The organism is Neolewinella agarilytica, from assembly GCF_900110645.1.
Taxonomy (GTDB): Bacteria; Bacteroidota; Bacteroidia; order Chitinophagales; family Saprospiraceae; genus Neolewinella; species Neolewinella agarilytica.
The window spans coordinates 42,053-56,087 of the sequence record NZ_FOFB01000034.1; the positions used below are offsets into that span (position 1 = coordinate 42,053).

Below are 14,035 nucleotides of genomic sequence, written 5' to 3' on the forward strand. Positions count from 1 at the left end.
GGAACATGAAATCAAGCGAGTAAATCACTAAGCGCGCCATCAATTTCCGGGTGTTGGAAGGTGAAGCCAGCGTTAAGGAATTTTTCAGCGGAGCAGCGGGCTCCATCCAGGACGGTGTGGCTCATCTCCCCCATCGCCAGTTTCATGGCGAAGGCGGGAGCCGGCAGCACAAGGGCGGGTTTCCCTTTAGCGGGCCCGAGGGCCGCAGCCAGTTTTTTGTTGGTGACCGGAACCGGCGCAACACCATTGTAGATCCCTTCCAGCTGCTGCCCGATGGCAAAGACATAAGTTTCCACCATATCATCGATATGGATCCAGGAGTAGTATTGGCGGCCATCTCCGAAATAGGTCGAGACGAAGAAATGCAGGGGAATGAGCATTTTTTGCAGCGCGCCCTCTTTGGGATGCAAGACGATGCCCGTTCGGTTAATGAATACCGGAATGCCCAGGCGAGCGACCTCTTCGGCACTTTCCTCCCAGAGGACACAGCTTTTGGTAAGAAAACCTTCGCCAGGCGCCGCATCTTCCCCTAGCCATTCACTGCCGCGATCGCCATAATAACCAATTGCACTGGCGGAGAGGTAGAGCTTAGGCTTGACTCCTAATCTGGCAAAAGTTGCCGCCAGCAGGCCGCTGCTGTTGACCCGGCTGTTAATGATGACCTGCTTGCGGGCCTCCGTCCAGCGTTTATCAACGATGCCGGCGCCAGCAAGATTGACCACGTAGTCAACGTCGGTGAAAGCAGCATCGTCAATGGTCTGTTTCTCTACGTCCCAGACGAAGGTCTTGAACGCGCTATCCGGTCGTGCCGACCGGCTGAGGTGACGCACCTCGTGGCCGAGAGCCTGTAATCGTTTGCTGAGGTGCTTGCCGATGAATCCCGTGCCACCACCGATGAGTATTGTTGCCATACAGGATAAAGGTTAGTCAGGGTGAAAGTGTTCTGAAGAATACAGAGAATATTCTCCGGGCGTATAAGCACTCCCCACATTGTTGCTCCCACCTTTCTTTGCACCCCGTAAGGAACGGGATCCAGGACCTGCGGCATCGCCCAAAAAATCCGTCGGCTCATCCTTTAAGCTTTCCTTAACCTGAATGAGGGAAAAGCAGGGGTAAGGTTTCTCTCATTACCGCAATCAGAGAGAAACAAAACCCAATACCATGCAACGCATTTTGCTTCCTTTCTTTCTTATCTTGTTCTCTGTTTCCATGGCTACCGGCCAGAACATCCGAACAGCAGAACCGATTGGCTCAGCCCCTTCTGACAAACAAGTCGTCCAGGGATTATTCACCCCCAAAAAAAATTGCACCTCTTGCAGCATTAAGGTCATCCGTCAGAATAACCGGCCGGCCATTGAAGTGAGTCTGGGTTGCTCAAAACAACCCCGGAACATTAAAATTAACGGCACCGTTGTTCCGGCCAACCACTATTCCGGTAGTACTTATATCGCCGTACTTCAGAATGCTCCCCGCGGCAGTTACCACGTTAGCGTAAAGTCTCAGTGGGTCGCTTTAGGAGCTTATTATGCTGAAGGAGGAACGAACGTTTGTGTTCCGAATGACGTATCCGGCTCAGCCGCCTTCGTGGAGAACCTGCCCCAATATTGCAGTTCTACGCCAATAAATATCCGATCCGGCTTCAGGAATGGCACCACAACCAATTACCGATTCCAGGAAGTATTACCGGGAGGTCGTCATCCACAAATTGGCAACCAGATCCTCAGGAATGGCAACCCACCCAGCCAATTCAACCTGATGGAAATATTCCGGGCGGAAAATGGTCGTCATCTTCCACCTGGAAACTACCGGGCTATTATTTCCGTCAGCAATAGCGTTAGTGACAAGCAAACCACCCTGAACTTTACTATCAGGGAAAGTTCACGTGATAATCCCTGTGATATTATGACCAACGATAGGATGGAGGCCCGCCGACTGGGAGGATTATAACTTTTTGCTACGCGAGTACGGTTTCCGAAAATTGCCCTAACTCCGCTTTCAGCTGGTTAGGGCAATTTTCAGCCTGTAACTAATCTCCTTTTGCCTGGAGGTCGGCCCTAGCGGAAGCGGGTCAATCTACAGGCGAACTGATCTGAACCCCCTCGACTTTTCCAACCTTTCGGAAGACTTACCACCAGTCTAATAAGCCCGCTCGTTACTACCAATCATATAGTTACAAAAAGCCTTATTCACCACCCGGAAGCCACCCGGCGTCGGGTAATTGCCACTGAAGTACCAGTCTCCGTTATTATCCGGGCAGGCTATGCGCAAGTCCTCGATGGTCTGATAGATGACGTCAATCTGTGGTTCAGTACCCTTCGGGGTAATGATTTTGGCGATCATGTCACTCACCTGCTCATAGGAGAATTGGTCGTATAGCTCCTGAACCACATTCCGTTGCTTCGCGTCTGGCTTTTTCAGCTCTTCCAGGGCTTTTTTGTGTACCTGCTTCATCAGTCGCTTCTTACCCTTTTTCTCCAGCAGGGCTTCCATTGCCTTGAAGGCAACAAACTCCCCCATCCGGCTCATATCGATGCCGTAGCAATCCGGGTAGCGAATCTGAGGCGCGGACGAAACGATGAGAATACGCTTAGGCTTAAGCCGGCTGACAATCTTAATGATCGAATCCCGCATGGTTGTACCCCGCACAATGCTATCATCCAGCAAAACGAGTGTATCAACGTTGTTGCGAACGATACCGTAGGTGACGTCGTAGACATGGCTCACCATATCTCCCCGGCTACTCGTATCGGCGATGAAGGTTCGGGTCTTACCGTCTTTCACCACAATTTTTTCATTGCGGACTTTGGTGTTCAGGATTTTGCTCATCCCGTTTTTACCCTGCTTTTGCTTTTTCTTCAACGCCTTCTTTTTCCAGGCGGTCAGCTCTTGCTCCAGGCCCTCAATCATCCCCTGGTAGGCCGTCTCGGCCGTATTCGGAATATAGCTGAAAACCGTGTTATTGAAGTCATAATCAATGGCCTTCACAACGGCGGGAGCCAGCAGGCGCCCAAGTTCCTTGCGTTCGAGGTAGATGTCCCGGTCTGTTCCACGGCTGAAGTAAATCCGCTCAAAGGAACAGGCAGCGCGTGGCAATAACTTCGTGAAGGGTTTCATCAGCATATCCCCGTTCTTCTTCATGATCAGGGCATGACCGGGCTTCACCTCTTTGATCGTGCCAAAGGGTACGTTGAAGACGGTCTGCAGCGCCGGCCTTTCACTGGCGACGGCGATGAACTCTTCGTTTTCAAAGTAAAAGGCAGGGCGAATGCCTGCGGGGTCCCGCATGACGAACCCGTCACCGTGTCCAATCATTCCCCCCATCACGTAGCCCCCGTCAAACTTTTTACTGGCTCGTTTGAGCAGGCGTTGCACGTCCAGTTCGTCCGCGATAATGTCATTAATCTCGATGTTGGAGTGCCCATCAGGTTTATGCCATTGGTGAATACGCTGGACTTCATCATCGAGGAAGTGGCCAATCTTTTCCAACACCGTTACCGTGTCAGATTTTTCCTTAGGGTACTGCCCGAGTTCTACCAGTTCCTGAAAGAGTTCATCTACGTTGGTCAGGTTAAAGTTACCGGCTACGATGAGACAACGGGTTTTCCAGTTACTCTGCCGCAGGAAAGGGTGGCAGGTTTCTATGTCGTTACTCCCGTGTGTGCCGTAACGAAGGTGCCCCATCATGAGTTCTCCGGTATAGGGCAGGTTCATTTTGAGGTAATCCGGGTCGGCGAGTTGCTCGGGGGATAATTCGTCAAAGCGTTTGTAAACACCTTTCCAGAGATCGTCGAGGTAATTGGTTTTATTGGATCGCTTTCGGCTGATGAACTTCTTCCCGGGCGGATGATCGAGCTTGATGGTGGCCATGCCGGCGCCGTCTTGTCCACGGTTACGCATTTTACGCATCAACAACTGCAGGCATTTCAGGCCGTGAAGCGGGGTGCCGTATTTCTCCTGATAATAGCTCAGGGGTTTGCGGAGGCGGATCATCGCCAGGCCGCATTCGTGGTGGATAGCGTCACTCATGTAGGGAACCCGTTTAGGAGTAAGTTGCAAAGATAACAACAGGTGCTAAGGGTAATGGTGGCAAGAGAGACTTTTTTTGAAGAAGGTTTGGGTAGCGGCCCCAAACGCCCGCTGGCAACCACTTCTCCCCCCAGACGTTACCCCTCCATGAACCTTCGCAACCTTCGTCAGCGCTTCACAGGCACGCCGGACTCGGGCACGGCCAACGATTTGGGCCTGGGCAACAAGATCGCCCGCCAACCGGGCACCCGCCTGATCAATGATGATGGCAGCTTCAATGTCGTTCGTCGGGGTCGGTCCATCTTCACCCCCTACCAAAGCCTGGTGGAAATGAGCTGGCCGATGTTCTTGTTGTTCTCGCTGCTCACCTATGTGGTGGTCAATCTCTTTTTCGCGGCGGGCTTCCTCATCATTGGCACCGACTCTTTATCCGGCATCCCCCAGGAAACCTCCTTTTGGCACCGGGCTGTTTCCAGCTTCTTCTTCAGTATTCAAACCTTTACGACCGTAGGGTATGGTGACATGGCCCCCGTGGGCATGGCCGCTCATGCGCTGGCATCCTTCGTGGCCCTTTTCGGATGGATCGCCCTGGCCATCGTTACGGGTTTGTTCTACGCTCGCTTTGCCCGCCCGCAACGCCTCATCCTCTTCTCGGAGCACGCCATCATCGCGCCCTACGCCGAAGACGGCCAAAGCCTGCAATTCCGGATTGCAAATAAACGCGACAGCCACCTGATCAACGTCTCCGCCCGCGTCGTTCTCACCTGGCTCGAAAACGGGCAGCGACTTTTTGCTCCGTTGGAACTGGAAAGAGATAATGTAGCCCTGTTCCCCCTCAACTGGACGGTCGTTCACCCCATCACTGACGAAAGCCCGATGGCCGATTGGAGTGAGTCCGATTATTGTAGCCGACATTCAGAGTTACTGATCACCATTGACGGGTATGATGAGACCTTCGCCAAGAACGTTCACATCAATAATTCCTACCTCCACAATGAAATCATCTGGGATGCCCGATTTGAGCCCATGTACTTCGAACGGGAAAAAACCACCGAATTACACCTTGACCGGATCGGGCGCTACACCAAACAGTAAGCATCGTCAAGCGTCATTATCGAAGCTCGGTGGCTTTCAACTCTTTGGGGGTAAACATTTTGCCCGACACACTGGACCGTAGCCCGCTGACGATAGACTTCCAGTACAGATTAAAGAAAGACTTCCCCGCTTCGTGTTCGTTGTATACCGTTCCGTGAACCAGGTCTCCGCCCGAACGGGGATTGCTGTCCCGGATGGCGATATCTTCCATGATATTTTTCAGCCAGGCTTTTTTCCCGTCAAGTTTGAGTTCCAGGCCGTCGTAGAGAAGCAGGAGTTTCCCGTCAGCGACCTCGTTGGTAACGGAAAAATTATAGTTTAATTTGTTGAGGTGCCCGCCCTCCACAAAAGCTTCTGCCGCAACGGACATAAAGGGGTTGATATCCGTCATATCATAATCCCTGAGCTCTCCCGTGGCACTGAAATGACGGCCACCACCCGATTGGTCCAGGGCAAAACGGGCCTGTAGCGGAGACCTTTCCCCGAAAGTAAAGTCGGCCGTTATCACAGCAGAATCCCCCTGTGGATAGGTACTGAAATTTTTCAGGCTCAAACTCCCTTCCCGAAAGTTAATTTCCTCTGCACTACTCTCTTCCAGCAATACGCCATAGGTTATTTCGGCCCGGGTAACCCGCAGTTCCTGCAACAGAACGGGCACTGGAAGCTTGCGAAACTTTTCTACAAAGAAGTCCTTCTGCTCACTTTCTTTTTCGGATGGCAGAGCGGGATTTTCAAAAACCAGAAGATTAAAATCCTCCACGCTCACCTTCGGCAAGACCGCGAGCCCACCGGCCATCAGGCTATCGAATGGTACGTCCTCAAACAATACATCATCCAGGCGCAGAGCTAACCAGTCATCTTTCATTTTCAATGCCGTTAGAAAGGGCCGGACTGCCTGTCTGGGCGATAGCTTTACGGTCCCCAGCTGCAACTGCCCCCGGTCCGTATCCAGCTTCACCTCACTAAAGGACCAATCTGCCTTTTCTTTCTGCGGAATAATGAGACTATCGGAGCTGAAAAGCAAAGCAGGCGCGGCCGCAGGTCCTGGGTCCCGTTCCTTACGGGGTGCAAGGGGAAGTTGAAGAGCAGTGGATCTTAGCTGAAGTCCGAGTGCCCGCAGGGCAAGCCGCTGCTGCGCAGTGTACCAGTCAAAAGAACCATCTTTGATGATGGTCTCTCCGATCTTAATGTCCGGCCCGTCGTCGTCTTCCTCCTGATTCATTGTGTCCTTTGCCATTGCCCGCAGGATTATTTCCGGTTGCTCAATCAGCACCTCGCTAATCCTGATCCGATCATTCAGGAGCAATGGGAAAAGCTTGAGTCCATTCACCTCTAAGTGTGCAATGGTTCCTTCAAGTTGCTGCCCGCCCGGGCGTTGATTCAGATGAACACTGTCTGCGCTAAGGTTGAAATGAGTTAGCCGAAAAGCCAGCGTCCGGCTTCCAATGCTAAGTTGGCCACCATCCTGATTGGCCTTTTCTATTAATCGATCCAGCTTTTTGCTGGCCACCACCGGTACGATCAGAAGAATGGCCAGGAAGAACAATAGCAGGCCTGCACCAATCCGAAGTAGCTTTTTTTGCACGGGGAATATTTTTGGTAGAACGGCCACAAGAGGGGTGGATGTTCGGGCCGACGGCTACACGGCTCTTTTATTAAAACCCTGCACCCGTAAGGATCGGAATCCAGGACCTGCGTCCGCGCCTTATCCGTCAATCCGTTTGGCTACGTGACTGCCCCGACGATCTGACTCCTTAACTATCTCCCTCTCTGACTACCTTTACAGTCTTTCATAAAACAATACCCCGCCTCAGTTCGTCTATACACCGGTATACCTTTTCTTTCCCCCCCTGGACTATGCAATTTCTCTACCCCTCCTTTTTATGGGCCCTGGCGGCACTCGCCATCCCGATCATCATTCACCTGTTTTACTTTCGGCGCTTTAAGAAAGTGGCCTTTAGTAATGTGAAGTTCCTGAAGGAGGTCAAGGAAGAGACGAGCATGCGCAGCCGGCTGCGCAATCTGCTGGTGCTGGCCGCCCGCTGTCTCGCACTCGCCGCACTGGTGTTTGCTTTCGCGCAGCCCTTTATTCCCTCAGCTAAAGAAGTATTAACCGGACGCAAGGCCGTTAGCCTTTTCGTGGACAACAGCTTCAGCATGGGCGCTGAAAGCGACCGGGCACCGCTGCTGCAGATTGCAAAAGACCGGGCTCGTGACATCGTGGCTGCCTACGGGGTAGAAGACCGCTTTCAGGTGCTGGACAACAACTTCAGCGGGCGCAACCAACGGCTGGTAGGCCAGGAAGAAGCCCTCGAGCTCATTGAGCAGATCAAGGTCGTCCCCGACTCCCGCCGCCTCAGTGTTGTGGCTTCCCGCCAGCGCTCCGCGCTGGCCACCGAGAACATCGACAACCGGATCAGCTACCTGGTCTCCGACTTTCAACGCAACATCACCGACCTTTCCGCCGATCAACTCGACACTTCGGTACAACTCAATCTGGTCCCGCTCGCCGCTGTACGGGAACGCAACGTAGGCATCGATTCCGTCTGGTTCGAAGCTCCCGTACCGCAGATGAATCAGAATAACCTGTTGCTCGTCCGCGTCCGTAATTACGGAACCGAAGACCTGGACAACGTCCGCCTTTCCCTCAACTACCGCGGGCAGAATAAACCCGAAGGCACCCTGGCGATCCCCGCACGGGATTACGTAGTGGACAGCGTTTACCTCAACATCTCCGAAGCCGGTGTGGGTAGCGCAGAACTCCGTATTACCGACTTCCCCGTTCAGTTCGACGACGTCTACTACGTTACCTTCCGAACGGCAGACAAAGTAAAAGTGCTCAACATTGACGATGATGGCTCCCCAAACCGCAACCTGCGGGCTGCTCTTGGCGGGCTGAGTGTGTTCGATGCTACCTACGTTGGCAACCGCAACATTGATTATGGCGGGCTGGCGGACCATGACCTGATCGTGATGACGGGGCAAAACAGCATCGGATCCGGCCTGGCGGAACAACTGCGGCAGTACGTAGAGAATGGCGGCAACCTGCTGGTATTCCCGCCCAAAACGGCGGACGTGAATGGCTATAATGCCTTCCTGCGTCGCCTGGGAGCGGACGATCTGACCGCCTACGACGAAACCGCCCGGGAAGTAAGCCGGCTCAACAACCGGGAGTTCATCTTCCGCGATGTTTTCCGTAACCGCAACGCGAGTCTGCGCCTGCCCACGACCCAAGCCAACTTCCCGATCGGCCGCGTCGGCAGCCGCCGGCAGGAGGCTCTGCTGACCTATCGGGACGGCAGTACCGCCCTGGCGAAATACGCCAGCGGTGAGGGCAATGTCTACCTGAGCGCTGCCCCCCTCGATGCTGACATCAATAATCTACCGCTCAACGCAGAAGTCTTCATCCCGATGCTCTACAAAATGGGCATCAGCAGCGGGCGCCGCCGACCGGCAGCTTATACCATTGGCACCGACGAGGTGATCCAGACCAGCAAACGCGGCGCTACCGCCGAACTGGTGTACAAACTACGCGGCCCCGGCGGAGAGTTCATTCCCGAACAACGCACGGTGGATAGCCGGGTAGTCCTCGGCCTGGGTGGAAAGGTACCCGAAGCAGGTGTATACGACCTGCTGCTGGGCGACGAAAAAGTCGACGCCTTCGCCTTCAACTACAACCGCAGTGAATCTGACCTGACTTACCTCGACAGTGATGAGCTGGCGGACCTCGGCAGCATCGCCAATGTTTCCGTGCTGGATGCTGATAACCAGGCCAGTCTCATCGGCGAAATCCGCGAACGAAACGAAGGCACCCCGCTCTGGCGCTACTTCATCTGGGCGGCGCTGGCGTTTTTGTTGGTGGAAGTACTCTTGTTAAGGTTCTGGAAGGCATAATTGTAGCGACGGCTTCAGCCGTCGTTCGGGCAAGGGAGCGAAGCGACTTTGCCCGTGGGACGCCTGTCAAACCATAAAGCGACCGCACTTACCCGCTCCGGGAGCCTTCGGCCCCTTTCGCGATCGACGCAGGAGCATCTCAACCAAGAGGATGCGGGGTACGCCATAGAAAACAATTCCTCGATCAAAGCGCAACCCAAGCTCGCCCCAGCGGGTTACTTCTCCGATGTCTTTACCCGATCCTACCCAAAAGCTCTTGGAGCGCTATGCGGAAAGCCCTCGCGTAGCCGAAATCGCCCGTATCTGTCAGGAAGGAACGGCTCCGCGGTTACAGTTAAAAGGTCTTGCTGGCGCACTGGAAAGCTTTCTGCTCTCGGCCACTTACCGACACGCCGGTGGGCATTACCTCGTGGTGGCAACCGATAAAGAAGAGGCTGCCTACATCCAGAACTCCATTGCGGCCCTGCTACCGAAAAAACAGGTTCGGTTACTGCCCGATAGCTTCCGACGGCCACTCTACTTTGAGGTCTTGGACCCCACGAACGTGCTGCTCCGCACGGAAACCATCAACTACCTGACCCACTCCAAATCTAAAGGAGAGATCGTGGTCACCTACCCCGAGGCCCTGTTCGAGCAGGTCGTTGCCCCGGCGGAGCTAACCAATGCCCGCATCGAACTCAGCAAAGGGGAAACCCTTGACGTAGACACCATCATCGACGTGCTGGTCGAGTATGGCTTCAAACGACAGGAATTCGTCTACGAACCCGGACAGTTCAGTATTCGCGGCGGCATCGTGGACATCTTCAGCTACGGCAATGAATACCCCTACCGCATTGAGCTCTTTGACGATGAAATTGAGAGTATCCGGACCTTCGACCCGCTACAGCAACTGTCAGTAGACAAGGTCGAGTACGTCAGCATCGTCCCGAATATCAACACCAAGTTCAGCCGGGAGCAAAAGACGAGCATCTTCGAAGTTCTGCCGAAAAACACCACCATCTGGATGAAGGACTTCCAGCTGCTGATGGACCGGTTGAACGAATGTTTCCGCCGTGCGGAAGAGTTTGGGAAGAACCTGACCGTGATCGACGATCAGGAGCTGGCGCAAATCTTTCGTGACCGGGCCTTTATCCGCCCCGGGGAAGTGCTGGAAGATGTGAAGGACAAGCCCATCGTCTTCTTCACCAACTACAAGCAATCCCTGCCCATCGATCATACGATCGACTGCCGGGCTAAGCCCCAGCCGAGCTTCAATAAGAATTTCGACCTGCTGATTCGCAACCTGCTGGAGAACACCAGTGGCGGGATTACCAACTACATCTTCGCCAGCAACCCTAAGCAGATAGAGCGCTTCTACTCCATTTTCAAAGACCTGGACGCGGGCGTTCGCTGGGAGCCCATCCCGATTGCCATTCACGCCGGTTTTATTGACCCGGACATGCAGTCGGCTTGCTACACCGATCACCAAATCTTTGAGCGCTACCACCGCTACCGCCTGAGAAAAGGGTTCACGAAGGACAAGGCGATGAACCTGCGCATGCTGCGCGACCTCGTACCGGGCGATCTGGTCGTTCACCTAGACCACGGCGTAGGCCGTTTCTCCGGTCTGGAGAAATTAGACATTGCCGGCCGCAGTCAGGAGAGTGTTCGCCTGATCTATAAAAACAACGACGTGCTCTACGTCGGCATCAACAGCCTGCATAAGCTGTCGAAATACAGTGGTAAAGACGGCGCGCTGCCGCGCCTCGACAAGATCGGCGGCGAGGCCTGGAAGAACCTTAAGAGCCGGACGAAAAAGAAGATGAAGGATATGGCCGGCGAGCTCATCAAGCTCTACGCCCAGCGCAAGGCCACCCCCGGCCACGCCTTCCCGCCCGACGGTCACCTGCAGAACGAGCTGGAAGCCAGCTTCATCTACGAAGACACCCCGGATCAACTCAAAGCCACCAACGCCGTTAAAGAAGATATGATGAAGGCCAGCCCGATGGACCGCCTCATCTGTGGTGACGTAGGCTTTGGCAAGACGGAGATTGCCCTGCGGGCGGCCTTCAAGGCCGCCATCGATGGTAAGCAGGTCGCCGTACTCGTACCTACGACCATCCTTGCCCTCCAGCATTTCCGCACCTTCAAGGAAAGGCTCGAGCCCTTTGGCGTAACGGTGGATTACGTCAACCGTTTCCGCACGGCAAAAGAGAAGACCCAGATTTACAAAGACCTCAAGAGTGGAAAGATCGATCTGCTCATCGGCACCCATGCCATTCTCTCCAAAAAAGTGGAGTTCAAGGATCTCGGACTGCTGGTTATTGACGAAGAACAGAAATTCGGCGTCAAAGCCAAGGAAAAGCTCCGGGCAATGCAGGTCAACGTTGATACGATGACGTTGACGGCAACGCCCATTCCCAGAACCATGCAGTTCAGTCTGATGAACGCCCGGGATATGAGCGTGCTGCGCACCGCTCCGCCCAACCGGCAACCCATCCATACCGAGGTGCGACAGTTCAGCGACGAGGTGATCAAGGAGGCGCTGGAGAATGAAGTCTTCCGGGGCGGGCAGGCCTTCTTTGTCCACAACCGCGTAAAAAACCTGGAGGATATCGTCGTTATGCTCCGCAAGCTATGCCCGGACGTACAATTCGCCACCGCTCACGGGCAAATGGATCCGAAAAAGCTGGAGCAAACCCTGATGGAATTCATTGACCGCCGCTACGATGTCCTTGTTTGTACGAACATCATCGAAACCGGCCTGGACATTGCCAATGCCAATACCATCCTGATTAATAATGCTCACCAGTTCGGCCTGTCCGATCTGCACCAACTGCGCGGCCGCGTCGGCCGCTCCAACAAGAAGGCCTTCTGCTACCTCATCGCCCCGCCTCTGAGCGTGCTCACGCCCGAAGCCCGCAAGCGACTTCGAACGCTGGAGGAATTCAGCGACCTGGGCAGCGGGTTCAACATTGCAATGAAAGACCTCGACATTCGTGGAGCGGGGAATTTGCTGGGCGGAGAGCAATCCGGCTTCATCGCTGATATTGGCTACGAGACTTACCAGCGGATTCTGGAGGAAGCCGTTCGGGAGCTCAAGCAGGGGGAATTCAAAGACGTCTTCGCGGAGCAGCTGACGGAGGCCAGCGACTTCGTCCGGGAAGTAAACATCGAAACGGACACAGAGATGCTCATCCCAACGAGCTACGTGGAAAGTACGCAGGAGCGCCTGCGGCTCTACCAGGAGCTGGATGCCATTCCCGACGAAGAAGGACTTCAGCAATTCGCCGCCGGCCTGGCTGACCGTTTCGGAGCCGTGCCCAAGCAAGTAGAAGAACTCTTTGATGGGCTACGCCTGCGCTGGCAGTGCCGCCGGCTCGGTTTTGAACGGTTGGTGTTAAAAAATAACCGTCTGATCTGCTTCTTCGTAGAGGACGCCCAGAGCATGTACTATGACTCGGCGGCTTTCCGGGCGTTGAGTGGTATCATCGCCAAAGAGGGCGCACTGCGGGGGCTAAAACTCAAGCAAACGCCCCGGCGCCTGTCCGTCTCCAAAGAGCGGGTGGCCAGCCTGTCCACTGCGCAGGATGTACTGGAAGGTCTGGTAAAGAAGATGGAGGAAGTGATGGAAGCGGAACGGGCGGAGGCGGCGTTGTAGTTTTTGGGCGCGTACGCAGGTGCAAGGGGAGGTTTTTAGAAGCAAAAAAGGTGGCCCCTCTTATTAACAGACATAGATTAAGCGACGGTCCCCGGTTGAGAGGCTCCGCCTCGAAAATTGTTTGCGCAGCAAACGGGGGTAAGCCTACATAATCGCAAAAGCACTGGCCTCCGCCCCAAAGGGAATAACGTCGTGGTCTGCGCCCCGCAGTGACCGGTAATATCCATCCGTCCCCATTCCTTGCTCGCTTATTTTCCCCAGACCAACCATCGTACGGCGAAGGAAGAAGCGGAGGTAAGCGTCTCCCCGAACCAGCTCTTTCAGCGCATCAGATTGCAGCAAAAAATTCTCTACAACCTCTGAGAGTACGAGGTCGGGCTGTGCGTAGCCCAGGTAAACATGATCCGTCAGCTTACGCTGCCCGGCATCCCTGGAGGGTCGGGCGTAAGGCGCAGACACCCAACCGGAGAAGTCAAAATCGTAGCCAACGGGTACCAACTGCCCGCTGGCCTTACGAAACAGCTTTGCGTTGCGGCCCAGGGTCAGGTTCCAATCTCCGTTAGAGATCAGATACTGGAAGAGTGCATGGGTTACTTCTGCAGCGGGATCGAAATCCTTCTGCATGTTTCCATAAATTTCCGTTACTTCTTCCAGGCCCATGCGGTCAGCGAACTGGCGTTTACTCTCAATCAGAAAAGCGGGGAAATGGCGTTCTTCGTCTCCTTCCCGGAAAGACAACTCCAGCAGTTGCGTCCGGAAGCTGTAGGGCGTAAGCAACCCGTAGGCCTGGTAGGCGAGGTATTCCCGCATCAGGATGCGCTCACCTTCCTTGCCGGGGTGGCAAGGGACGACGAGCTTATACTTATCGTATTCCGCCAGCCCCGCTGCGCGTAACTCTCCCTTTTTGAAGTTCAACTTCAGCGGTTTCAGTGTACAATGATGACGGCGAAACTTGCCACGGGGCGACACCTCCACGGATAGGGAATGTGTCTCCTCCCCAAGCCTAAAAGTAAAAACGCCCGGACGCTCTCCGTCCGCAGGAATCATACCCTCAATATCTAAGGTAGCACTGGTGCCCCTGGATTCTTCCAACCCCAGTTCATCAAACAGGGAAGAAGGAGTAGTAGCCCCCAGGGTAAAGGCGAAGAATAGAAGAGCAAGCGGAAGGAAGCGAAGCATGTTAATTTATTTGCTTCAAAGATGCGGGGGATGCATCCTCAGCGGCCTACCAATTTTTCCCGCGAGCGGATGAATTATTCCTTTCTTTCCTTTTTTAGGGTCTTTAAGAGCATGTCTAAAAATTTGAGTCTCGGTTTCTACTGATCGACGAAAGAACCATCTGAATATTGGCCGCTAGAATGAATCCTGCCGAATTTTCTA

The 14,035-nt window shown here is 54.2% G+C and carries 8 protein-coding genes; 4 read left to right on the forward strand and 4 right to left on the reverse strand.

Annotated features, from left to right (window positions below):
- Positions 1 to 11: 11 nt before the first annotated feature.
- Complete coding sequence (locus tag BM123_RS21555; RefSeq protein ID WP_090172818.1) at positions 12 to 911, reverse strand: TIGR01777 family oxidoreductase; 900 nt, start codon at positions 909 to 911, stop codon at positions 12 to 14.
- A gap of 250 nt (positions 912 to 1,161) precedes the next feature.
- Between BM123_RS21555 and BM123_RS21560 the strand changes: the two genes are divergently transcribed.
- Entirely contained in the window at positions 1,162 to 1,947 is a 786-nt protein-coding gene (locus tag BM123_RS21560) for a hypothetical protein (RefSeq protein ID WP_090172820.1), read from the forward strand.
- Between the two features lie 189 nt (positions 1,948 to 2,136).
- Here the strand turns inward: BM123_RS21560 and BM123_RS21565 are convergent, their stop codons facing one another.
- Positions 2,137 to 4,026, reverse strand: a complete 1,890-nt coding sequence (locus tag BM123_RS21565; protein ID WP_090172822.1) for an amidophosphoribosyltransferase — start codon at positions 4,024 to 4,026, stop codon at positions 2,137 to 2,139.
- A 147-nt stretch (positions 4,027 to 4,173) separates the two neighbouring features.
- Here BM123_RS21565 and BM123_RS21570 point away from each other — a divergent pair, with 147 nt between their 5' ends.
- Complete coding sequence (locus BM123_RS21570) at positions 4,174 to 5,121, forward strand: ion channel (protein WP_175489505.1); 948 nt, start codon at positions 4,174 to 4,176, stop codon at positions 5,119 to 5,121.
- A 16-nt stretch (positions 5,122 to 5,137) separates the two neighbouring features.
- Here the strand turns inward: BM123_RS21570 and BM123_RS21575 are convergent, their stop codons facing one another.
- On the reverse strand, positions 5,138 to 6,706 hold the full coding sequence (locus BM123_RS21575) for a hypothetical protein (RefSeq protein ID WP_090172826.1): 1,569 nt from the start codon (positions 6,704 to 6,706) through the stop codon (positions 5,138 to 5,140).
- A 272-nt stretch (positions 6,707 to 6,978) separates the two neighbouring features.
- Here BM123_RS21575 and BM123_RS21580 point away from each other — a divergent pair, with 272 nt between their 5' ends.
- The gene (locus BM123_RS21580) at positions 6,979 to 9,015 is read left to right on the forward strand and encodes a BatA domain-containing protein (RefSeq protein ID WP_090172828.1); all 2,037 of its coding nucleotides are present in this window, start codon (positions 6,979 to 6,981) and stop codon (positions 9,013 to 9,015) included.
- A gap of 226 nt (positions 9,016 to 9,241) precedes the next feature.
- Entirely contained in the window at positions 9,242 to 12,655 is a 3,414-nt protein-coding gene (gene mfd / locus BM123_RS21585) for a transcription-repair coupling factor (protein WP_090172830.1), read from the forward strand.
- Between the two features lie 144 nt (positions 12,656 to 12,799).
- On the opposite strand, the gene BM123_RS21590 is transcribed toward mfd, so the two are convergent.
- The gene (locus BM123_RS21590) at positions 12,800 to 13,834 is read right to left on the reverse strand and encodes a hypothetical protein (protein ID WP_090172832.1); all 1,035 of its coding nucleotides are present in this window, start codon (positions 13,832 to 13,834) and stop codon (positions 12,800 to 12,802) included.
- Positions 13,835 to 14,035: the final 201 nt, after the last annotated feature.